The organism is Chryseobacterium soldanellicola, from assembly GCF_900100115.1.
GTDB lineage: Bacteria > Bacteroidota > Bacteroidia > Flavobacteriales > Weeksellaceae > Chryseobacterium > Chryseobacterium soldanellicola.
On record NZ_FNKL01000001.1, the window covers coordinates 679587 to 702977 of the forward strand.

18 protein-coding genes and 1 pseudogene are annotated in these 23391 nt (G+C 35.8%); 11 read left to right on the forward strand and 8 right to left on the reverse strand.

Translation table 11 applies throughout. From position 1 onward, the window contains the following. The first annotated feature begins 73 nt into the window (after positions 1-73). From kdpB to BLT04_RS02950, 11 genes and pseudogenes are all read left to right on the forward strand, one after another. A pseudogene (gene kdpB / locus BLT04_RS02895) lies at positions 74-2112 on the forward strand (potassium-transporting ATPase subunit KdpB). A 12-nt stretch (positions 2113-2124) separates the two neighbouring features. Next, on the forward strand, positions 2125-2673 hold the full coding sequence (kdpC, locus tag BLT04_RS02900; RefSeq protein ID WP_089753487.1) for a K(+)-transporting ATPase subunit C: 549 nt from the start codon (positions 2125-2127) through the stop codon (positions 2671-2673). Positions 2674-2700: 27 nt separating this feature from the next. Next, a complete protein-coding gene (locus BLT04_RS02905) occupies positions 2701-4068 on the forward strand; it encodes an outer membrane beta-barrel protein (protein WP_089753489.1) in 1368 nt (455 codons plus the stop codon). A 105-nt stretch (positions 4069-4173) separates the two neighbouring features. Further along, positions 4174-5262 carry a porin gene (locus BLT04_RS02910; protein ID WP_089753490.1) on the forward strand — a complete coding sequence of 363 codons (1089 nt, stop codon included), beginning with the start codon at positions 4174-4176 and terminating at the stop codon, positions 5260-5262. Positions 5263-5384: 122 nt separating this feature from the next. After that, positions 5385-6497, forward strand: a complete 1113-nt coding sequence (locus BLT04_RS02915) for a histidine kinase (RefSeq protein ID WP_089754216.1) — start codon at positions 5385-5387, stop codon at positions 6495-6497. A gap of 4 nt (positions 6498-6501) precedes the next feature. Next, positions 6502-8217 carry a HAMP domain-containing sensor histidine kinase gene (locus BLT04_RS02920; RefSeq protein WP_089753492.1) on the forward strand — a complete coding sequence of 572 codons (1716 nt, stop codon included), beginning with the start codon at positions 6502-6504 and terminating at the stop codon, positions 8215-8217. Between the two features lie 35 nt (positions 8218-8252). Further along, entirely contained in the window at positions 8253-8765 is a 513-nt protein-coding gene (locus BLT04_RS02925) for a hypothetical protein (RefSeq protein WP_089753494.1), read from the forward strand. A gap of 515 nt (positions 8766-9280) precedes the next feature. Further along, positions 9281-10024, forward strand: a complete 744-nt coding sequence (locus BLT04_RS02935; RefSeq protein ID WP_228421893.1) for a helix-turn-helix domain-containing protein — start codon at positions 9281-9283, stop codon at positions 10022-10024. Positions 10025-10047: 23 nt separating this feature from the next. Continuing rightward, positions 10048-11202 (forward strand): FAD-dependent oxidoreductase, encoded by a 1155-nt coding sequence (locus BLT04_RS02940; protein WP_089753499.1) that lies wholly within the window; start codon positions 10048-10050, stop codon positions 11200-11202. 226 nt (positions 11203-11428) lie between these two features. Then, the gene (locus BLT04_RS02945; RefSeq protein WP_089753501.1) at positions 11429-11746 is read left to right on the forward strand and encodes a potassium transporter KefB; all 318 of its coding nucleotides are present in this window, start codon (positions 11429-11431) and stop codon (positions 11744-11746) included. Positions 11747-11852: 106 nt separating this feature from the next. Next, the gene (locus BLT04_RS02950) at positions 11853-12410 is read left to right on the forward strand and encodes a YdeI/OmpD-associated family protein (protein WP_089753503.1); all 558 of its coding nucleotides are present in this window, start codon (positions 11853-11855) and stop codon (positions 12408-12410) included. Between the two features lie 163 nt (positions 12411-12573). On the opposite strand, the gene BLT04_RS02955 is transcribed toward BLT04_RS02950, so the two are convergent. The 8 genes from BLT04_RS02955 to BLT04_RS02990 form a co-directional block, all read right to left on the reverse strand. Continuing rightward, entirely contained in the window at positions 12574-13023 is a 450-nt protein-coding gene (locus tag BLT04_RS02955) for a DUF4822 domain-containing protein (protein ID WP_089753506.1), read from the reverse strand. Positions 13024-13352: 329 nt separating this feature from the next. Further along, positions 13353-16190, reverse strand: a complete 2838-nt coding sequence (polA, locus tag BLT04_RS02960; RefSeq protein ID WP_089754218.1) for a DNA polymerase I — start codon at positions 16188-16190, stop codon at positions 13353-13355. A 167-nt stretch (positions 16191-16357) separates the two neighbouring features. Then, entirely contained in the window at positions 16358-17188 is an 831-nt protein-coding gene (locus tag BLT04_RS02965; RefSeq protein WP_089753508.1) for a hypothetical protein, read from the reverse strand. Between the two features lie 37 nt (positions 17189-17225). Next, positions 17226-18698, reverse strand: coding sequence for a hypothetical protein (locus BLT04_RS02970; RefSeq protein ID WP_139166204.1), 1473 nt, complete (start codon positions 18696-18698; stop codon positions 17226-17228). Further along, entirely contained in the window at positions 18691-19515 is an 825-nt protein-coding gene (locus tag BLT04_RS02975) for a hypothetical protein (RefSeq protein ID WP_089753511.1), read from the reverse strand. The genes BLT04_RS02970 and BLT04_RS02975 overlap by 8 nt, the downstream gene beginning before the upstream one ends. Before the next feature lie 30 nt (positions 19516-19545). Next, positions 19546-21645, reverse strand: a complete 2100-nt coding sequence (locus tag BLT04_RS02980) for a type VI secretion system Vgr family protein (protein WP_089753513.1) — start codon at positions 21643-21645, stop codon at positions 19546-19548. Positions 21646-21881: 236 nt separating this feature from the next. Then, positions 21882-22286: a type VI secretion system tube protein TssD gene (gene tssD, locus BLT04_RS02985; protein WP_170828416.1), complete on the reverse strand. Its 405-nt coding sequence runs from the start codon at positions 22284-22286 to the stop codon at positions 21882-21884. Positions 22287-22809: 523 nt separating this feature from the next. Continuing rightward, the gene (locus tag BLT04_RS02990) at positions 22810-23379 is read right to left on the reverse strand and encodes a hypothetical protein (RefSeq protein WP_089753517.1); all 570 of its coding nucleotides are present in this window, start codon (positions 23377-23379) and stop codon (positions 22810-22812) included. Positions 23380-23391: the final 12 nt, after the last annotated feature.

Sequence of the window (23391 nt, forward strand, 5' to 3'; positions counted from 1 at the left end):
TTTAAATCAATTTAATCACAATCTAATTTCTTAATCTCTGAATTTCTAAATCTTTAAATTTTTAAGAATTAAAATGAAAAATCAATCACAAACATTGTTTCAAAAAGATTTGGTGAACGAAGCGATTAAACAGTCTTTCGTTAAGCTGAATCCGAAAATCATGTTTAAAAATCCTGTCATGTTTCTGGTGGAAGTCGGAACAGTGGTCATGTTTATCGTAAGCTTATTCAGCTTAACGGGAGACAAATCACAGGGAAGCTTTGCCTATAATTTTTTAGTCTTTATCATTCTCTTTTTCACGGTTTTATTTGCCAATTTTGCCGAAGCCATCGCCGAAGCAAGAGGAAAAGCACAGGCAGATACGTTAAGAAAAACGCGTGAGGAAACTCCGGCAAAACTTATCGTCGATAACAAACCCGGATTTCAGATAGAAACATCCTTAAAAATGTCTGCCGAAATGAAACTCGGAGATATTTTTCTTTGCGAAACAGGCGACCAGATCCCAATGGACGGGGAAATTATTGAAGGGTTAGCAACAATCGACGAATCTGCTATTACCGGAGAAAGTGCTCCCGTAATCAGGGAAGCGGGAGGCGATAAAAGTTCCGTAACAGGCGGTACAAAAGTACTTTCCGACAGAATAAAAGTAAAAGTCACCACCAAACCCGGAGAATCTTTTCTTGATAAAATGATTGCCCTTGTAGAAGGTGCTTCAAGACAGAAAACACCTAACGAAATCGCATTAACAATACTTTTAGCAGGGTTTACCCTCACTTTCATAATAGTTACAGTTACTTTAAAACCTTTTGCAGATTTTGCGCAGACGCCGATCACCATTGCGGCATTTATATCACTTTTCGTTTGTTTGATTCCCACAACGATTGGCGGCCTGCTTTCTGCAATCGGAATCGCGGGATGGACAGAGCGTTGAGAGCAAATGTCATCACAAAAAGTGGTAAAGCCGTTGAAACTGCGGGAGACATTGATGTTCTGCTTCTTGATAAAACAGGAACCATTACCATTGGAAACCGTAAAGCGACGCATTTTCATCCTTCAAATGGAATTCAACTTGAAGAATTCATTAAAGCTTCGGCATTAAGTTCTGTTGCTGATGAAACTCCGGAAGGAAAATCAATTATAGAATTAAGCCAGTTAAAATCAGAAGACTTGCTTGTTCCCAATCCTGTTTATATCGATTTTACAGCGGAAACCAGAACTTCAGGTATTGATTTTGAAAACACAAGAATCCGAAAAGGAGCGTATGATACGATTAAAAAACTGACGGAGAAAGCCGGAAATATTTTCCCACCTGAAACTCATGAGGCAACCACTAAAATTTCTGAAAACGGTGGAACTCCATTGGTGGTTTCCGTTAATGAAAAAGTTTGGGGAGTTATTGAACTTCAGGATATCATCAAAACAGGTATTCAGGAACGTTTTCAGCGATTGAGAAAAATGGGCGTGAAAACTGTGATGGTAACGGGTGATAACCCTTTAACCGCAAAATTTATCGCAGAAAAAGCAGGTGTAGACGATTTTATCGCCGAAGCCAAGCCTGAAGATAAAATGAATTACATCAAAAAAGAACAGCAGGAAGGTAAATTGGTCGCTATGATGGGTGACGGAACGAATGACGCTCCTGCCCTAGCTCAGGCCGATGTAGGTGTTGCCATGAACAGCGGAACACAGGCTGCCAAAGAAGCCGGAAACATGGTCGATCTTGATAATGATCCAACAAAATTGATTGAAATTGTAGAAATCGGGAAACAACTATTAATGACTCGTGGAACGTTAACAACTTTCAGTATTGCGAATGACGTTGCTAAATATTTTGCCATTATTCCGGCGTTGTTTATCACCTTTATTCCTGCACTTCAAAAGTTGAATATCATGAATCTTCACAGTCCGGAATCGGCCATTTTATCGGCCATTATTTTCAATGCGTTGATTATTCCATTTTTGATTCCATTGGCATTGAAAGGCGTTGCTTATAAACCGATCGGTGCAAGTGCATTGTTGAGAAGAAACCTTTTAATCTACGGTTTGGGCGGAGTTATCGTCCCGTTTATCGGGATTAAGCTTATCGATTTATTTATCAGTTTATTTTTTTAAAATTTAATTAAAATGAAAAATCATATTCTATCAGCATTCAGATTGACGCTCGTCATGTTGGTTATCATTGGAATTTATTTAGGCATCGTTTACGCAGGTTCTAAAATTTTACCGACACAGGGAAATGCAGAAATTATCAATTATAAAGGTCAAAAATTTTACGCCAATATCGGTCAGAATTTTACGTCTCCAAAATATTTCCACGGTCGCCCATCTGCAGTTGATTACAACGCTGCAGGAAGTGCGGGAAGCAACAAAGGACCAAGTAATGAAGAATATCTGCAAACCGTTCAGAAAAGAATTGACACTTTAAAAATGCAGAATCCCGAAATGATAAATGTAAAAGTTCCTGTGGAATTGGTTACTGCAAGCGGAAGCGGACTAGATCCTGATATTTCTGAGAACGGAGCTTTATACCAGGTAAAAAGAATTGCAAAAGTGAGAAATATTCCTGTTGAAAAACTTGAAAATCTTATTAAAAATCATACGGGAAAACCAGTTTTAGGACCGTCTAAAGTCAATGTTTTGAAATTGAATATTGCTTTGGATAATTTAAAATAATAACACATTGTTATCAATATTTATATAATGAAATCAACAACTATTCAGGCTATTTTTTTATTGGGATTTTTTGCTTTAAATTCCATGAATGCACAGGAAATCAAGAAAGATTCTGTTTCCTTACCTAAAGATTCGTTAATAACAAAAACGGATTCTAAAATTCCTTTCGACGGCTACGATCTGACTTGGATCAACGGTCAAAACCGCCAGACAGATTTCCCTTTAACCTTGAAAGATAAGGATGGAGAAACGATTTTAACAGGTGTCACCTATGTGGATGCCTACTACAACTACGATTTCCGAAATCCAAAAGATAATACTCATACGATTTCAGCAGCGATCGGTCGTTCCAATGAATTTACCATCAATATGGCAAGTATCGGTTTAGAAACCAATTACAAAAATATGATCGGACGTTTATGGTTGCAATACGGACAGATGGGTTCTATTGTTCAGGATTTGGACGGAACGGTGAATCATGGTAAAAATACCAGTGTGAGTAACTTAAAAAATATTCGAGAAGCTGCGGCAGGTTATCATTTCAACGTAATGAACGGCTTGAATGTTGAAGCCGGGATTTTCATGAGCTACATCGGTCTGGAAAGTTACGTTTTAGGAGAAAACTGGAACTATCAGAGAAGTTTGGTCTGCGATTTTACTCCGTTTTATTTTCAGGGAGCAAGAATTCAGGCGTATCCTTCAAAAAAATATAAGGTTGAGCTTTGGTTATTAAATGGCTGGCAAAGTTATAATTCATGGAACAAAGGTCTTGGATTGGGAGTTTCCAACTATTACCGTCCAAATGAAAATCTTCAGTTAGTTGCCAATTTTTATTTAAACGGAAAAGACACGAGAAATAATTCTGAGGTGCGCCGTTTTCATCATGACCACAGTATTGTTGCAAGATATTTCCATAATAAAGAGAGCAACGGCTTGTCACAGGCGGCATTCAGCATCAACAACCATTACGGATTCCAGAGCGGTGGCGGTTTGAAAGCAAAAGACAATTATATGATCGGAACTTCCATCGCCAACAGACTTTGGTTCCATCACAATAAAATTGCTTTATCTTTAAGAGCCGACGCAATTTCAAATCCTGGAGCTTATTTGGCATTCTCTCCTTCTCCGGTTGCCAATAATGATTTTAATGATGCCTTGGCAAAAGGAGAAAAGCTGAAAATGTTTCAGGGAACTGCAACACTGGATTTAATGCCGAATCAATTCGTAACTTTCAGATTGGAATACGGATTCAGAAAAAGTAATATCCCTTATTTTGCAGGATCCGGCGGAACAACCAGCCCGGACGGATGGATCGACACACCAGTTGACACCTGGAGACCGGATTTAAGAAAATCTGACAGCAGATTGACTTTAGCTGTAATGTTCAGGCTTTAATTAATAGAATTAGATTTTTAATACTTTCTATACGCCCGAAATAATTAATTTTAATTGTTTCGGGCTGTTTAAACAAATTATAATTCTTAAAAAATAAATTTTAATATGAAAAAGTATCTTGTCATTGCATTGATGGTTGTGATGTTTTTTCCGAAGGCACAGCAGTCTTCGGATTCGATGAAACTTGGCAATAAGATCACTTTTTCTGCCTATGCAGAGCTTTTTTACAGCTATGATTTTAATGAGCCCGGTCACCATAAACGTCAGGATTTCCTCTACTCCTACAACCGTCACAATGAGCTTAATCTTAATTTGGGACTTGTAAAAGCTACCTATCAAAGTGAAAATCTTCGGGCTAATTTAGCCTTAATGGCAGGAACTTATGCACAGGATAATATGGCTGCAGAACAGGAAGCGCTACGTTATGTAAATGAAGCGAGTATTGGAATTAAAATTTCAAAAAATAAAAAACTTTGGATTGATGCGGGAATAATGCCTTCCCATATCGGTTGGGAAAGCGCTATTGGAAAGGATAATATGAACCTGACAAGAAGTTTGGCAGCAGAAAATTCGCCATACTTTGAAACAGGAGCAAAAATTTCCTATACTTCAGACAGCGGAAAGTGGTTTCTAAGCGGGTTGGTTCTGAACGGATGGCAGCGCATTGCAAAAGCCGACGGAAATCAAAGTATATCATTTGGACATCAGGTTACCTATAAACCAAGCGATAAAATTACATTAAACAGCAGCTCATTCATCGGAAATGATAAGGCAAAAGAAGAAAAAAGAATGCGCTATTTCCATGATCTGCATGGGATTTTTCAATTGACGAAAAAGTTTTCTACAATTCTTGGTTTAGATATCGGAGCCGAACAAAAATCAAAAGGAAGCAAGCAATACAACATTTGGTACACTCCCAATATGCTGATGAAATACCAGTTTGATGACAAATGGGCTCTGGCAGGCAGACTTGAATATTACAATGACAAAAACGGAGTTATTATTAGTACAAAAACGCCAGACGGATTTCAGACTTTTGGATACTCTCTGAATATTGATTATGCAATCTTTAAGAATGTTGTATTCCGTACAGAAGCGAGAGGTTTTACATCTAAAGATGCCATTTTTGTAAAGAATAATGAGCTCAGACAAGGAAATTTCTTTATTACGACAAGTCTAGCAGCTTGGTTTTAAAAAGCGGGAAGATGGAAGTTGGAGGTAGGAGTAAATAATTTGTAGTAATAACTTCCAGCCTTCAGCTTCAAACTTTCAACAATATCATGTTTCAAAAAATAAAATTAAAAAGAATAAAATTAATGTCATCATCAGCAAAGCAATTTTTAGAACTGATTCAAAAATCCAAAAAAGGAAAATTCAAGATCTATATTGGGATGAGCGCCGGTGTCGGAAAAACCTTCCGAATGCTTCAGGAAGCCCATGCCTTGCTAAGAAATGGCATTGATGTGAAAATAGGCTACATAGAAACTCACGGAAGAGAAGAAACGGTAGCTTTGGTTGATGGAATTCCTGAGATTGCAAGAAGATCTTCATTTTATAAAGGTAAAAATCTCGAGGAAATGGATCTGCAGGCTATTATTAACACTCATCCTGAAGTAGTTTTAGTAGATGAATTGGCGCACACCAATATTGAAGGTTCCAAAAATAAAAAGAGATGGCAGGACGTCTTGGAAATCCTCGATAACGGAATCAATGTCATCAGCGCGATGAATATTCAGCATATTGAAAGTTTAAATGAAGAAGTCAAAAAAATAACAGGAATTGAAGTTTCAGAACGCGTTCCCGATAAAATTTTAGCGCTTGCGGATGAAGTGGTGAATATCGATTTAACGGCAGACGAACTTTTAACGCGCCTGAAAGAAGGGAAAATCTACAAAAAAGAAAAAATTCAAACAGCTTTAAATAATTTCTTTCAAAGCGGACACATTTTGCAGCTCCGTGAATTAGCGTTAAAAGAAGTCGCCACCCATGTCGAGAGAAAAGTTGAAACCGAGATCAAAACGGAAAATTTTAAACCTATAAAATTTCTCGCCTGTATAAGCAGTAATGAAAAAATAGCGAAAAATATTATCCGAAAAACGGCGAGACTGGCAAGTTATTATAACAGTCCGTGGACGGTTTTGTACATTCAGCGGCCTTCAGAAAATCCGGAAAAAATAGCATTAGATAAACAGCGATATTTGATTAATAATTTTAATTTAGCACAGGAATTGGGAGCCAAAGTGATTCGGATAAAGGAAAGCAGCGTCCACAAAGGGATTTTAGACTATGTTATACAACATAATATCACAACCGTCTGCATCGGAAAACCTCATGCTCATTTTTTGCAGAGGATTTTTGGCTACAGCTGGATCTACACCCTGATGAACCGATTGAATGAAAGGCAAATAGACATTATTATTTTATCTTAAAACAATGAAAATCAAAACAAAACTCACGTTGGGAGTAGGTCTTTTGTTCGTGCTGATCGTTTTACTTTCAGTGATTGGCTCTGTGTATATCAACAAATTAAAATCTGACACTGAAAAAATTCTTATCGCCAATTACAACAGTCTGGAATTTTCTCAAAATATGCTGTTGGCTTTAGATAAAATTAACACCGACAGCGCGATTGCGATTAAAGATTTTAAGAAAAACAATATTTTACAGGAAAAAAATTTAACCGAGTTTGGTGAAAAAGAAGCCACTCAGAACCTTAATTTACATTTTGAAAGCTATTTAAAACAGCCAAATCCGGAAAAAGAAAAACTGATTCGGGAAGATTTGGTTAAAATTATGGCACTGAACATGAAAGGTATCGAACGAAAAAGTGATATCGCCATCATCACCGCAGAAAACGCCACTTTCTGGATCGTGAGTTTGGGAACGGTTTGCTTTTTAATTTCTTTTATTTTGCTTTTTAATCTTCCTCAGACAATTGCCGAACCGATCAATCAACTGACTTTCAGTATCAGACAGATTGCGAATAAAAATTATAATGAAAGAGTTCATTTTAAAGGAAGTGAAGAATTTAACGACCTTGCCAATTCCTTTAATATCATGGCGGAAAAGCTTCAGGAATATGAAAGCAGCACGCTTTCCAAACAATTAATGGATAAAAAAAGGATTGAGACTTTGGTCAACAATATGCACGACGCCGTGATCGGTCTGGATGAAAATAATTTCATCTACATGATTAATGATGAAGCCTTAAAAATCACTAACCTGAATAAAGAAGAAATCATAGGAAAAACGGTGCATGAAGTTGCCATTAATAATGATCTTATAAGGGAATTATTGAAAAATATTGATAATCCGTTGAAGGAACCTTTAAAGATTGCAGCTGATAATAAAGAAAATTATTTTGATCAGGAGATTGTTCCTATTAATATTGTAAAAACAGGTGAAAAGGAAAAAAAATACATCGGAAAAGTAATTTTACTAAGAAATATTACCCCTTTTAAAGAACTTGATTTTGCGAAGACAAATTTTATTGCAACCATTTCCCACGAACTGAAAACTCCAATTTCGGCCATAAAAATGGGCGTTCAACTGCTTGGAAATCAAAAGTTTGGAGCGTTAAATGACCAACAGCAGGAATTATTAAAAAGCATTAATGAAGACGGGCAACGGCTTTTGGATATTACCGGCGAACTGCTTAATCTATCGCAGGTCGAAACCGGAAATATCCGTTTACATATAGAAAATTGTTCACCCGAAAAAATTGTACAAACTGCCATAAAAAATGTAGAAATTCTTGCCGAACAAAAAAATATCAGCATCATAACAGAACTCAATATCTCTGAAAATGATATGATTACAGCAGATTTTGACAAAACGGTTTGGGTCATGAATAATTTCTTAGGCAACGCCATTAAACATTCTTTTCAGGATGAAAAAATTCAGGTGATTATTGATAAATTAGAGAATTTTATACAATTCAGCGTAACAGATTCCGGAAACGGGATTGATGAAAAATACCATCGCCAGGTTTTCGACCGCTATTTTCAGGTTCCCGGAGAGCATCAAAACGGAACAGGTTTAGGTTTAGCGATTTCCAAAAACTTTATCGAAAAACAACATGGTGAAATTGGCGTAAAGAGTTCGTTAAATCAGGGAAGTACTTTTTATTTTAAGTTGCCTTTGGCTTGAAAGAATTAAATATATTTGCAGCTATTAAATATATCATGAATATTATTAAGCAAATTACTTTAGTATTATTTCTATTGATTTCAGGATTTATTTCTGCTCAAAATGATAATGATTTTCGTGAAGCGTTCACATTAAAACTGGCCGTTGATTCCACAACATTTTACCAACAAGAGGTTGCAAGGTCAAAATATATTGTCAAAGATGATATTTTACAGATTTATCCTGGTGAGCATATTTTTATTGAAGCTGAAGTAAAAAGTGATAGAATAGAATCAATGAAAGTGGTGAAAGAAAATAAAAATCCTTCTAAAACAATAGAAATAGAATTTTCCCAAAATGTTTCGGGTAGACAAAACAGAGGCATGATGCTTCACGTTAGCAATCCTTTCGATAAAATCTTGCATTATAATGCCATGATGAATGTTGTCGGAAAAAAAGGCTGGTTTAAGACTTCAATTATTCCGATTGATCCAAAATTGACAAACTTTGAAACATGGCCTCAAGTTATAATTACATTAGTTCTTAGTAATTGGAGATTTGAGAAATAATTTCTATAATAATTGATAATAAACTAAATATGTTTTATCATACTTTTTTCGATTTTTTTCTTGCATCATTATTGTTGACGGCAATATTCGGAGTTTACTTTTCATTTCAGAAGAAAAGTTTTATTAAAAATTATAAACAAGCTGACACCAAAATACTAGAAAATATTAACGGAATGATTATTACGGAAAACGGACCATTAAGAAAGTCTTTTCAATGGTGTAGCTTTGATATTATGATTAATCAAAATTCGATTTTTTTGTTTCCGAAAAGCTTTTATTTTCTTCCAAAAAGAGCCATTCAACTGATATATTCAAATTCAGATAAAAAACATTCAAAATTTACTACTTTACTTAGACAATTAAACATTAGCAAAAATAATGTAGAATTGATTTCTAATCCAAATTACCTTTTCGCAGGAACTCGTAAAATCCTTTTAAAAGAATTGAATAATGAACAAATTTTGATTTTTGAAGACATTAAAAAAAGTAAAAATTATTAACTAATAATATCAATTTTGATCTATCAATCTCAAAAACCAGACTCATCCCTTTCAGATTACGTTGAAAGTTTCTGGATGCTGGATAATCCTTCAGAAAATAGAGAAGTAATTCTTTTGCCCGATGGCAGGGTTGATCTGATTTTTTCTGAATCTGTAATAGAACCTTTTCATGTGGTTTTATTAGGAATCGGAACACATCCGGAGCAGGTTACTATTGCAGCAAAAACAAAAATTTTTGCCGTTAGCTTTAATTTATTGGCAACGGAATATATTTTACACCAAAGTGTTTCTGAATTATTAAATTATGCGAAAATTTTACCGTCTGACTATTGGCATTTTAACATTAATGATTTAAATGATTTTGAAAAATTCTGTGAAAAAATTTCAGTTAAAATTAATGAACAGCTTTACGGTCAAAAAATTGATGACAGAAAAATTAAGCTATTTGATTTAATGTATTCATCTAAAGGTTCATTATCGGTAAAAGAACTTTCAGAAAAAGTAATTTGGAGTGAAAGGCAGATCAACCGATATTTTAACAGTCAATTTGGAATTTCCCTAAAATCATATTGCGGAATTCTTCGTTTCCGAGCTTCTTTTCAACATATTAAAGAGGGAAAACTCTTTCCTGAAGAGAATTTTTCCGACCAGTCTCATTTTATCAAAGAGATTAAAAAGCTTTCCGGATTTCTTCCGAAAGAACTCAGTCAGAATAAAAACGACCGATTTATACAATTTTCCGTTCTGCCTAAAAAGTAATTTTGTGCCATAAAAATTAAGTTATGGTCATAGAAAATAAAAAAATAGCCATCGTTGGCGGAGGTCCCGGAGGATTAACTTTAGCAAGGCTTTTACAGTTAAAAAACGCACAGGTAAAAGTATATGAAAGAGATGAAAATAAGGATGTTAGGGTGCAGGGAGCAACGCTAGATCTTCATGAAGGATCGGGATTGGAAGCACTTTCCAGAGCCGGTTTGATGGAAGAATTTAAAGCAAATTTCCGTCCGAATGCAGGAAAATTAAAAATTTTAGATAAAAACCTGAATATTTTTCTGGATGAGCATGCTTCTGAGGATTCTTACGCCGAAGACCGTCCTGAAATCGACCGGGCGCCACTCAGAAAAATTTTACTGGAATCTTTACAGCCCGAAACCGTAGTTTGGGACAGTCAGTTTATTTCTATGGAACAGCAAAATGAAGGCTGGTTATTGCATTTTAAAAATGGAAAATCATATTACGCCGATATCGTGATTGCCTGTGATGGAGCGAATTCTAAAATCCGCGATTATCTCACGGATATTAAACCAATTTATTCAGGAGTGACGATGGTTGAAGGTAATATTTACAACGCAGAAACCAATGCTCCAACCCTTTGGGAATTGATAAATGGTGGAAAAATTTTCGCCCTGGATCATAATCAGTCTTTGCTTTTAAGTACAAAAAGTGACGGAACTTTGACATTCTACACAGGCTGTAAAACCGATGAATACTGGACAAAAGATTCCGGAATTGATTTTACTAATAAGCAACAGGTTTTTGATTGGTTTAAAAAAGATTTTAGCTTTTGGGATAAAGCCTGGCAGGAATTATTTGAAAGTGACGAGATATCGATTATTCCGCGTCCACAATATCATTATCCTCCAGATCAACATTGGGAAACTTCATCTAATCTGACTTTATTGGGTGATGCCGCCCACAGAATGCCGCCTTATGCCGGAGAAGGGGTAAATATGGCGATGCAGGATGCTTATGAACTGGCGGAATGTCTTACGAATGAGCAATTTAAAGATGTAAAGTCCGCGATTTCAAATTACGAAAAAAATATGTTAAAACGTGCTTCTGACATTACAAAAATTACACTGTACAATACTGAAATACTTCACGCTCCAAATGCGATAGAAAATCTTTTGAAAATGTTTCAGGGAGAGGATATTTAATATTCTCGAAATTCTGATGAGAAATTTTGGGTTATTTAATGCTTTTTCGGGGGCGGGAGCTTTGCTCCCGCCCCCGAAAAATTCCATAAGAGAAAAGTTTAACTCATACTAATTATTTATATCAATTAATTTTTAACAATTTTCAAAAAAAATCTTGTCTATTTTCAAAATTTAATTTTACTTTGTAATTCAAAGTACTTTTAATTAAATAAGATTAAAAACTATCATGACACACACAATTAACATAACTGCTTTAATCAAAAGAGTTCTATTTGGAGCTGCAATCGCGTTGATTATCATTTCATTATTTGTATTTGGAGTTGATCATCCGAAACCTGAATGGGGAAAATTTTGGAAAATAAGACCGTTAATCATTACGCCTCTTGCCGGAGCTTTTGGTGGATTTTTACTTTTTTTGCCTGAACTTATACAATTTCAAAGCAAATGGAAAAAAATAGGAGCTGTAATTGTGAGCATTCTTGCTTTCGTAGTTACGCTTTGGATAGGAATTGTTTTGGGATTGGACGGAACCCTTTGGGATTAAAAATTTGTACTATATTTAATTAAATGATAATTTACAACGGGTGAAATTAATTTTTATCCGCTTTTATAATAATTTGTAAATTTCGATATACTTTTTACACTTAAAAATGGACGCAACATTTTTTGAAACCCAGGAAAAATTCAGAAATTGGCTGGAAAAGAATTATAAATCAGAAAAAGAACTGCTGGTTGGTTTTTATAAAGTCGGAAGCAAAAAGCCATCTATAACCTGGCCACAATCTGTAGATCAGGCATTATGTTTCGGATGGATCGACGGGGTGAGAAAATCGATCGATCATGAAAGCTACAGCATCCGTTTTACACCTAGAAAACCGACCAGCATATGGAGCGCCATCAATATTAAAAAAATTGAAGAGCTCTCCAAAGCGGGATTGATGAAACCTGAAGGTCTCCAAGCATTCGAGTTGAGAAAAGAAGAAAAATCAAGGATTTATTCTCATGAAAAAGAGCCCGCAACACTCGATCCTGAGTTTGAAAAACAATTTAAATCCAATAAAAAAGCATGGGATTTTTTTTCTAAGCAGGCTCCATCTTACAAAAAAGTGATGATCCATTGGATTATGAGTGCAAAACAGGAAAAAACCAGGCTGTCCAGATTAGAGAAAACTATTACTGAAAGTGAAAGACAAAAAAGGGTTTTATAATTAAAATAATTTTACTGTTAAGCTATTAAACAAATGCGCGACAGAAAAACCGTCGCGCGATCACTAAAAACACACTTTTTAACAACCTGAAAAAATCTTTAAAAAAACTTCCGCATAATCGCGGAAGTTCAGGATGAATCTAACTAATACTTCCTTCTACTAACTACAAAGAAATATGCTCTACAGTCATTTTCTGACCATTTAATACAATTGAATACACAAAAAATTTTGGAGTAAGTGTAATGATATCTACAATTCCGGTGGAGACGATTTCGCCGTTTCCGTTAAGATTTTTCCCGACCAGGATTCTTCTTTTTCCGTCCGGTGTGATAGACCAGTCCCCTATTGATTTTAGGGCGCCATCGAAATTTGTGGTCTTGAAAGTTCCATCCAGATTATATTCTGTATAGCCTGCAAAATCCTTATTTTGGCCTGTCACATCATTTCCATGAGCATCTTTTACGATGATGGCTTTCCATTTCGTGGACGCTAAAGTTTGAGAAGGTGTGATTTCGTTACCATAGATGGGATCTCCTGCGTTGCAGGAAACTATGACTGCGGATAGTCCGGATAAAATAACAACTATTAAAATCGCTATTTTTAATACTCTCATTTGTGTGTTTTACCCTACAAACATAATACAATTTTATAAGCCTGCAAAATTGTTGAAAAATGTGATTTAAATTGACTAGTTTATTTTTAATCAACATTTAATAATTATATAACTTTTTTAATTCATTATAATTTTTTCATTCTTAAAGCAAAAAAAACTCCCATATAATGTGAAAGTTTTTTATTTCAATTTTTTTGAGATTATTTTAAAACAGATGCTTCGACTCCGCTCAGCATGACAGCTCTAATACTAACTGTTTTATGTTAACGGTTATTTGTAGGGGTGTCATGCTGAGCGGAGTCGAAGCATCTGAATATTTATTCTAAATCTTAATGCGCTTCCAGCCAGTTATTTCCTACTCCAACCTCCACCAACAGTGGAACCTGCGTCTCAATTGCACTTTCCATTTCGATTTTAATAATATTTGTGGCTAGTTCTATCTCATTGATCGGAGATTCAAAAACCAATTCATCATGAACCTGAAGCAGCATTTTGGTCTCCAGCTTTTCTTTTTCCAGCTCTTTCTGAATTTTGATCATCGCCATTTTCACAACATCGGCTGCACTTCCCTGAACGGGTGCATTGACGGCGTTTCTTTCAGCATGACCTCTTACGACAAAATTATTTGAATTAATATCTTTTAAATGACGTTTTCTTCCTAAAATTGTTTCGACATAGCCTAATTGACGTGCTTTATTTACCTGCTCTGCCATATATTCTTTCAGCTTCGGATAGGTTTCAAAATAGGCTTCGATCATTTGTTTGGCTTCCGTTCTTGATAAACCGGTTTGTTCTGCCAGTGCAAATGCGCCCTGACCGTAAATAATCCCAAAATTCACTGTTTTTGCCTGGCTTCTCTGTGTTTTTGATACTTCTTCCAACGGAATTTTAAACAATTTTGCCGCCGTAGAAGCGTGAATATCTTCTCCATTCTGGAAAGCTTTAATCATGTTTTCCTCACCTGAAATCTCAGCAATTAAACGGAGCTCGATCTGTGAATAATCGGCAGAAATAATCTTTTTCCCTTCCGCGGAAACAAAAGCTCCACGGATCTGCTGACCTCTCAATGTTCTGATCGGAATATTCTGTAAATTCGGGTTTACACTCGCCAAACGACCAGTCGCAGCCGTAGTTTGTGAGAAATTGGTATGCACTCTTTCATCCTTATCAATTTGCGATGGCAGGGCATCAACATAGGTTGATTTTAGCTTCTGATAGGTTCTGTATTCAAGAATATGCTTAATAATTTCGTGTTTTGAAGCTAATTTTTGGAGCACATCTTCTGAAGTGGCGTATTGACCGGTTTTTGTCTTTTTTGCTTTCGGATCAAGCTGCATTTTTTCAAACAAAACTTCACCCAGTTGTTTTGGCGAATTCATATTAAATTCTTCTCCCGAAAATTCAAATATTTTAGATTCTAATTGTCTTAGATCATTCTCAAGATCAATGCTTTCCTGAGCCAGCCATTTTTCGTCAAGGGAAATTCCTGCTAATTCCATTTTAGCTAAAACTTCCATTAACGGCATTTCGATATTGAAGAAAAGATCTTCTAGATTTTCCTTTTTTAATTGAGGGGCAAACAATTCATATAACTGGAACGTGATGTCTGCATCTTCTGCCGCATAATCGGTCTGAGTCCTTAAATCTGCATCTCTGAAAGTTCCCTGGTTTTTTCCTTTTTTCCCGATAATGGTTTCAATGGAAACAGGTTTATAATTCAAGTAAACCTCTGAAAGATAATCCATTCCATGCCTTCCGTCCGGATTTAAAAGATAATGTGCGATCATGGTATCGAACATGGCTCCTTTTACCGTAATATCGTATTGTTTCAGGATTTTATAATCAAATTTAAGATTGTGAGCCACTTTCAGCAGATCTTCTTTTTCGAAAAACGGTCTGAAAATTTCCAGGGTCTGCAAAACTTCACCCTGATCTTCAGATAAAGGAATATAATAGGCTAATCCTTTTTTATAGGAAAAGCTCATTCCTACCAATTCGGCCTCTAATTCATTTAAAGAAGTGGTTTCCGTATCAAAACAGACTACTTTTTGCTTCAATAAATTTTGAACTAAAATTTTCTGGGCTTTCGGATTGTCAATAAACTGATACAGGTGATCATTATGCTCGATCGTTGATTTTGTGGAAGTTGCCTGATCAAGCTCTTCATATGTCGCGAAGAGATCAAGCTGACCAACTGCCTGTGCTACTTTTTGTTGCGCCGTTTCAGTCGATATTGTCACCTCAACTTCCGTGACAACCGTGGTTTCAGTTGTTGAAGGAGCAAAGGCCCGGTAAAGATTTTCGTATAATCTTCTGAATTCAATTTCATCAAAAATTTCTTTTACTTTTTCGAAATCTGGAGTTTCAAGATCATATTGCTCTTGGTGGAATTCAATAGGTACATCACAAATAATAGTTGCTAGTTTTTTAGATAAAATCCCGCGTTCTGCTGATGCTTCTACTTTTTCTTTTAATTTTCCTTTTAGTTTATCTGTATTTGCCAAAAGATTTTCTATGCTTCCGAATTCTTTAAGGAATTTCATTGCCGTTTTTTCTCCTACACCTTCTAATCCTGGAATATTATCCGAGGCATCCCCCATCATTGCTAAATAATCAATTACCTGCTTTGGATCTTCAATTTCATATTTTGCATTTATTTCTTCAACCCCAAGTATTTGAACGTCTCCACCTTTGTAACCAGGTTTATAAATTTTAATTTTATCCGTTACCAATTGTCCGAAATCCTTATCTGGAGTCACCATAAAAGTGGTATAGCCCTCTTTTTCAGCTTTACACGCAATGGTTCCAATCACATCATCTGCTTCATATCCCTCAATACCTAAACGCGGAACATGCATCGCTTCTAAAATTCGGTGAATATACGGAACACCAGTTTTAATTGCTTCAGGGGTTTCGCTTCTGTTGGCTTTATAGTCAGCATAGTCATTTGTACGCACACTTGCTTGTCCCACATCAAAAACTACAGCCAAATGAGTTGGTTTCTCTTTCCTGATTAATTCTATTAAAGAATTCATAAATCCAAAAATAGCCGTCGTTTCCATACCTGAATTGGTATATCTCTGGCTTTTATACATCGCATGATATCCTCTGAAAATCATCGCATAAGCATCGATGAGAAATAACCTTTTATCTTGAGTTGCGTCCATATTTTCCATAAGGAACAAATATAAGAAAAAGTGTTTTCTTTTATTTTAAAACGAGGAAATTTAAAGCAAAGTTTATAAGTTATTCGTAATCTTTGTTATTTTGTAGTAATCTAAACTATTAAATCTTAAATGATGTTTTTTTATTTAATTTTCTAATGATTCAAGAATTAGTAAGAACCGTCCTGATCAGTAGATTTTCTCCAACCATTGATCCAGTTTTTTGTAACCAAATGAAATAATTCGTCATCTGTTTTCATGGCTAATTCTTCTAAAGCGGTGGCAACATCTTTTAACTTCCAGCCCTTGCTGTTCAATGTAAACCAAGCTTCTTTAAGCATATTTTTATTTAAATAATCTTCGAATAAAGCCTGTTTGTCTTCATTCCGATTTAGCCACAAGGGTAAATCATTGATTTCATTTAACTTCTCAGGAACAGCGATTTCGAATATACTTGCATTTTGTATTTGTGCAGAATTAATTGCTGAAAGTGTAGACGGAAAATCACCATTATATTCAGAGATGTTTTTAACGTATCTTGATGGAGTCTCTTGTTTTATATATATTAAATTTTTAAACTCATTCGGATCATCTCCGTAATCAAGAGTAAACTCATCAACTTCTTCATAATCAGAATAATTCACCTGTTTACAAAAATTGATTATTTCGTCGTTTAATCCCTCTTTTGTCATGATTATTTTCAAAACAATTAATGTGATCCATTGTTTTGAATTTCTTGCAATCTCGGAAATGAAACCCTGTTCTAAAAAATATTCACCGAAAGTATCTTTTTTGTCACAAAAGAAATGATGAACGACTCCCTTGTACGACGCTCCATACCCCAAAAATAAAGGAATAAGACAAGGGGGATGAGGATACCAATAGTCTGATACACTATTATAATCATCCACGTACGGAATTTTAACTTCTTGATTGATTATTTTCTTTAAATCAGCATCAATAATGCTTATTTTATCAATAATTAAATTTAATTCTTCCATACTACAAATATAAAAAGTTAAATGAATTCAAATGCTATTATCTTCTGGTTCTCGGTGGCGGAGGTGGTGGTGGCTCCGGCAGATCGTAAGGCGGCGGGTCTAATGCATGTCTAGGATCAATAGGACCTTCCCATATCGCCGAAGGATTAGAAGTTGTCGCTTCATGTGCCTGCTGATGCTGATCTCTTGTAATTGGTGTTGTTAACTGATTTGGATTTAAAACATCGTTAGGATTATCATATTTAGGGTAATTCCAGTGATGGATTTCTCCATTTAAAGTTACTCCTCTTTCTGCCGCTACTTCCGTCATTTTACTTCTTGTTGCAGACCATGCTTCCTCACATAGTGTCTGAATTTCTGCTCTTGTCAAGCCTTGGAAATTATTATTTTTTGCTTCAATATATCTTTTGTAAGCGTTTGTTCGCGCTCTGGAATTTGCCAATCTGTTTAAAGCTTCCTGGAAAATGCTCATGAGCTCAGGATTATTGATCAATAAATCAATATTAAGGCTTCTTGGTGTCACGCGACCTCTTTCAAATAAGAATCTTTTTCCAGTTTCTACTGCTTTGGCGATGGTTTCTTTTGCGGCAACGATGGCTTCTTTAGCTATATTTTCATGAGTTGCTGCGCCACGAGCCAATAATCCCATTGATATCGCTGAAAGTGCGGCGTAATAAGCATCTGTAGTTAAAGCTCCTGCTCCATGACCATTATGGGCATCCGGAATATCGTTTCCTTCTGCGTCTTTTGCATAACCGCCTGTGTAATATCCGCTTTGGCTTCTTTCATAAATATTAATGAAAGGCTGCTCAAACATTGTTGCACCTTTAATTGCTTCATCTCCGGTTTCGCTAATGTTTTTTCCGTTACGCAACATTCCTTCAAAGACAACCTGATCGGCAACTCCTATTCCCCTTGCTGCAACATTTAATGCTGCAAAATTAAGTAGCGCCGTAGAAAGTGCGGGAGTAGCCGTTCCTGCAAACGCGCCAAATCCCGAAGAACCTAATTTTCCTACAATAGCTCCTTCTAAAACCGCCCAGCCTGTGTTTCTTGCTGTATAGGCGATAGCGCTCCATGTTCCTGTAATTCCGGGGGCATACGTAACAACACCACCAATAGGACATACCATCTGACATTTTGAAGTCAATGAATATGCTCCTTTGCGACCGTATGAATTAAAAGTAGAATATCCCACCCATTTCCTGAACGGCGCTGCCAAACCTCCACACATGGCCGCACTTGCGGCGACTGCTACGGCTGCTAAAACTACGAGTGCAGCTCCACCTGTGACAATTCCTGCGGCGGCAATTGCGGCTGCCAAAACCAACGTCCATCTGCAGAAAAAATCTCCCATCTGCTGGGTTGCCGTATCATCTTTTACCAGATAATAAAATTTATCTTTTGTAGCATGATTATGCTGTGTGGGATACATTTTTGCCGGAGTAAGCCCGGAAGAACATGTAAAATACATATCACTATGCAGAGCTACAAATCCTGTGTCACTCATATCGTTGTAATTTATAATGTATTTCTCCTCCTAATTTATCGTTTACATATTCAATAAAGTTTATTTCACCTTCTTCTATAAAACCGTTGCCATTAATAAGATAACGAGCATTATAAGCGTATAATGGTTTTACAGTATTTGTATCTACAAAAGGGAAACCTCCGTACAGATCTTTAACATGAGTTTCGGACAGTATGTTTGGATATCCTTCAATATTTACATCAAATAAATCGTCTTTTATTTTATTGCTTTCATATTTTAAAGCAAAAGGAATCTCACCCGATCTGAAAAGGTTTGGAATATTTTTTTTGGTTCTGTGAAAATAATCTCTTCCATACATCATATTCAGATAAATATCAAAGAATTCCATGGCTTTTACCATACTTTCTACTCCGCCCTGTTTTTCAAATACCTCATCCTGAATTTTAAACAGTTCTTCTAAAGATGTATTGCTTCTGTTATACTCGATCATTTCGGATTTTACGGTCTGCCAACGATCTTGAATCTGTTGCAGATTATCAACTTTAATTAAATTACCTTGCTTGTCTATTGTGAAAGTAATCTCATTTAAAGCCTTCTGCATTTGAGAAATGAGTTTATGAACCTCAATATATCCGGAGTTATCAGCTTTAATCATCGCGTGATCTAAAGTTATCAGCTCAAAAGTATAGCTTTGGTCGCTGATATTTTTTAAATTCAGCATCCATCTGATTTCTACCTCATTATCACTACTGAATCCTCCAAGATTCATCTTACTTGTAATTTTCAACAAATATCTTTGAGTCGTTAATGCTTTAAATTCAAATATATTATTCATATGATGTTACAATGGTTTTTTGCTTATAAATTAATTTATAAACACATTTCCTCCGCTCCAAGAACCTTCTCCTGTGATTTCTATTTTAGAGCCTTTGATTTTAATACCTGCCGTAGAAATTTCTATACTGTTTCCTCCTACTTTTAAGGTAACTTTTTCTGCACCGCTTAGATCAATTACTCCATCATTCCCCATTGTAAGTACACTTTTACCTTTACCGACGTCTGTACTGTGTTTTAATCCGGCATTTACCGTATTATTTTCTCCTACATTTACAGTTTTGTCTTTGTTGGTACTTGTTGTAGCATTTCCGGCGCCGTCAAATTTCATATTCGCACCGCCCTGGTCTGTAAGGAAAACAGAACCGGCTCCGTCGTCGAGCTCCAGTTTATTTCCGCTTCGGCTGCTTAAGCTTTTAATATTATTTCCTGCTCCACCGCCTGCTCCGATACCGCCGTGAAACATTCCACCCATTACGAAAGGCCTGTCGGGATGCTGATGAACGAAATTCACGATTACCTGATCTCCCACTTCAGGAACCGCCATAAAACCACGGTTTTTATTCACTTTATCGCTGCTTCCTGCATCAGGCGTCATAACACGGATAAATTCTGTCGTGGTAGAGCCACTTTGCCAGTCAAACTGCACCTGCACGCGCCCCTGATTTAAAGGATCCGTATTGGAAATCACTTTTGCGAATTGAGGCTCTGCTTTTGGCAGCTGAAATTCCGGACGGGGAATAAATCCCGTATCAGAAGCTATTGCGTCGAAAGTTCCTGTATAATACCCTCTTGCATCTACTTCATGAGTCACTTCCGTGATCATTAATTTTGTGAAATAAGAAGTCTCGTTGCTTCCTGTCTTGCGCATTTCAATATCTGAGATACATCCCGGATAAAGAAACGGAACCGTGGTTGTTCCTGAAATCACCACCACATCAGAAGCTTTGCTGCCTGCTGTTCCTTTTTGTGAAGCATCAATATCCATAAAAGATGATGCTTTGATCGGTGCAACTCTCAAAGATGGCGTCTGGAAGGTTTTTTCTGAAATTTCATAAGCCCGTTTTGCGATGTCTGAAGTATGATTTATTTTTGAGCTTCCTGTTGTTAATTTTTCATTTTTACTGCTGTTGTAGCCATAGAAGGTAGGATTTACGTGTTGCGCACGCATTTTGATCTTTACATCATTTACGCTGCTTCCGTATGTCAGTTTTACCGGTTTTTCCTGTGGCGGAAGCTTCCCAAAATGCAGAACTTCTCCATCATAATAAAACTGCTCGCCATACGCTTCTGCTACTCTTGCAAGATAATTGTAATGCGTTTCTTCATATTGAGAGCTGTAAGAAACATTTCCGTGCTGCGAATCTACCCTAAAATCAAATTTATTCTGACCTAAACCTTCTTTAATCACCTGATCGGCAATACTGTTTAAGCTGATTTCCTGCGCACCGCCAAAACTTTGGATATGCGGAGCGGCATCCAAAAGAACGGTCGGGCTATAACCTGTGAGAATAATATTCCCAAGGCTTCCCTGTTCCTGACTAAAGCCAACTTCTGTGATGACGCCGACAAAGCTTCTTTCCGGACCCTCTTCAACATCTTTATATTTGAAAATAACGGTAATTCTTTTGCCTAAAAAATTCTGCGCTTCCTGTAAATTATGATTTTCGGAATCCCCTAACGCATCGTGGGCCAACATAAGGTCGAACTCATGATGCTTGGTTGCGTTTTGAATGAGTTTAAAATGCTTAAAATGCTTAATAATTTTTCCCTCGACTACAATTTCAAGCTTTACGACACGATTGATGCCTAAAACCTGACTCTCGGGGATTGCTTTTGCATTATGTATTTTTGAAGTCGGCTGTTTAGACCAGACTTTGTCTTCAACGATTGATGGAGTATTTGCCGCCAATTTCTGATTCATAAACATATTGGCGCCGTTATGAACGACTCCTGTGTAGGCCTGGGCCTGAGCCATTTTTTGTGTTGTTTTCTGAACTGTATCGTTCTTCTGGATTTTTTCTCCGGCTTTGCTTACCGCTTGATTTTCTGCCGTTTCTGTCATTTGCTTACTTATCGATTCGGCGTTCTCGGAAGTCGGTATTTTCGATGGTTTTTCATCCTGAAACATGACCTTACTAATTTAGTGATTGGTGTTCTGTGTTTTATTTTACTAAAATCTGCTGTGAAAATTTTCAAACAGATAATTTTTATTTAAAATTTAAATAACAAACTGAAATACAGTAAATTACAATTTAAAAGTTTAAATAATTTAGTTTCAAAAAGAAAAAACAGAATAGCTTACTCTTACTGAGCGCGCTATTCTGTACCAATTTTATTTTTACTAAGATGATTGTAGGTTTTTTGTTAAGCACTTGGCCATAAACCTTCGAAAGCAGAATTACCATAGTTGATCTTTTCTGCGCTTATAATAAAGCTGATCAACATGCTGTTGTCATCTACTGCATCGAAATCTACTTCGTGCTGAATCACATAGCCATTTTCCCAGTTTAGCGTGATCAGAGTACCTTCTTCGTGAGATTTGTTGAATGTGATTTCACCTGATGTAGGCTTGTATTTCCCGTTTAGTAAGCTTTCTAAGATGTCTGATTTTTCAGTAGCTTCTACGGTAACTTTGATTAATGCGTTTGAAGGGTCTGATGCCACTCTACCGGATACGTCTGTAGATCTTGAAACGCTGTAGTTTAGCTTTAATAATTTTTGACCTTCGCCGCCGTTGAATTTTAAGATTCCTCTTGAATTTGCTGCCATGATTTGTAAATTTAATCGTTAATAATATTTTGTGATTTGGTGATTTTGCTTTGATTGTGAAACAAAGATAGACCCCTATTTTCTATTCTGAAAGTTTTTAAATACAAATCTGGTTTTTTGTAGTAGTTCTACGATTTGGTGTAGTAATTCTACGACTATGGGATTTAATTATCATTTTAATTTATTAATTATCAAATATTTAAATCAATAAATTTAAAATTAATTTTACTGGTTTTTCACACATTATAGGGAAATATTAAGAGTGCCTTAAGAAATATTTAAGCTTTTTTAACGGAATCTAATCATAAATTTTAAGCGAAAAAAAAATTCCGATAAATATAAATTTACCGGAATATATTTTTAAGACGAGAAGTATTTATATCTTTTTAAATATTTAAGATAAAATTTTATCATCCCGTTTAATACTATACTTAGATCCTTACAGGATGACAAGCTTTGTGGAAAAAAATTAGCTAAAAATAAATAGCTAAAATAATCTTAAACAAATTCTGTATTAATGCTTTTAACCGCCGTTCTTTTTATATAACGCGAGACATTTTGCTTCATAATCAAAACATAGAGAATCGCTGAATGTGTCAAGATACGTTTTTGGGAAAACCATTTTCGTTTTGATGGTTGGTATTTTTTGCAATTTACCCTTAACCACTTTATAAAAATCTCCTACATATTCATTTGTGAGAAGATTAATGCTTGATTTTCCTATCGCTTTTTCTCCATAATCATATTTCAAAATGTCATCGACTCTTCTCATTTGTACAAGCTGCATTTTCTTTGCTTTCGGATCGTATTCAAATACACATTTAAAGCCGGATCTGTCAAAATCGTTCCAGAATTCAAAGCCTTTTTTTGTTGATACCAGCATGTTTCCAAAATTAAGCTTCTGGATTTTTCCGCTTTGTATTTTTTTATATTTCTGGGTAGATAATAAACAAATTAAAATATTGGCATCATTGTCGATACGGACTGTATCTTTTTTTGAATCTCCGTCGAAATCCTTAATAATTTTATCCACAGACTGCCCGAAAACCGAAACAGATACACTTATGAAGAGTAAAAAAGTTAATTTTTTCATGCTATCAATTAG

What these genes read in the sequence shown, in the direction of transcription:
- BLT04_RS02970 (WP_139166204.1), bottom strand. Translation starts at nt 18,698, where the DNA reads ATGAGTGACACAGGATTTGTAGCTCTGCATAGTGATATGTATTTTACA.
- BLT04_RS02940 (WP_089753499.1), top strand. Translation starts at nt 10,048, where the DNA reads ATGGTCATAGAAAATAAAAAAATAGCCATCGTTGGCGGAGGTCCCGGA.
- BLT04_RS02910 (WP_089753490.1), top strand. Translation starts at nt 4,174, where the DNA reads ATGAAAAAGTATCTTGTCATTGCATTGATGGTTGTGATGTTTTTTCCG.
- BLT04_RS02975 (WP_089753511.1), bottom strand. Translation starts at nt 19,515, where the DNA reads ATGAATAATATATTTGAATTTAAAGCATTAACGACTCAAAGATATTTG.
- BLT04_RS02925 (WP_089753494.1), top strand. Translation starts at nt 8,253, where the DNA reads ATGAATATTATTAAGCAAATTACTTTAGTATTATTTCTATTGATTTCA.
- BLT04_RS02990 (WP_089753517.1), bottom strand. Translation starts at nt 23,379, where the DNA reads ATGAAAAAATTAACTTTTTTACTCTTCATAAGTGTATCTGTTTCGGTT.
- BLT04_RS02920 (WP_089753492.1), top strand. Translation starts at nt 6,502, where the DNA reads ATGAAAATCAAAACAAAACTCACGTTGGGAGTAGGTCTTTTGTTCGTG.
- BLT04_RS02965 (WP_089753508.1), bottom strand. Translation starts at nt 17,188, where the DNA reads ATGGAAGAATTAAATTTAATTATTGATAAAATAAGCATTATTGATGCT.
- BLT04_RS02980 (WP_089753513.1), bottom strand. Translation starts at nt 21,645, where the DNA reads ATGTTTCAGGATGAAAAACCATCGAAAATACCGACTTCCGAGAACGCC.
- BLT04_RS02905 (WP_089753489.1), top strand. Translation starts at nt 2,701, where the DNA reads ATGAAATCAACAACTATTCAGGCTATTTTTTTATTGGGATTTTTTGCT.
- polA (WP_089754218.1), bottom strand. Translation starts at nt 16,190, where the DNA reads ATGGACGCAACTCAAGATAAAAGGTTATTTCTCATCGATGCTTATGCG.
- tssD (WP_170828416.1), bottom strand. Translation starts at nt 22,286, where the DNA reads ATGGCAGCAAATTCAAGAGGAATCTTAAAATTCAACGGCGGCGAAGGT.
- kdpC (WP_089753487.1), top strand. Translation starts at nt 2,125, where the DNA reads ATGAAAAATCATATTCTATCAGCATTCAGATTGACGCTCGTCATGTTG.
- BLT04_RS02955 (WP_089753506.1), bottom strand. Translation starts at nt 13,023, where the DNA reads ATGAGAGTATTAAAAATAGCGATTTTAATAGTTGTTATTTTATCCGGA.
- BLT04_RS02945 (WP_089753501.1), top strand. Translation starts at nt 11,429, where the DNA reads ATGACACACACAATTAACATAACTGCTTTAATCAAAAGAGTTCTATTT.
- BLT04_RS02950 (WP_089753503.1), top strand. Translation starts at nt 11,853, where the DNA reads ATGGACGCAACATTTTTTGAAACCCAGGAAAAATTCAGAAATTGGCTG.
- BLT04_RS02915 (WP_089754216.1), top strand. Translation starts at nt 5,385, where the DNA reads ATGTCATCATCAGCAAAGCAATTTTTAGAACTGATTCAAAAATCCAAA.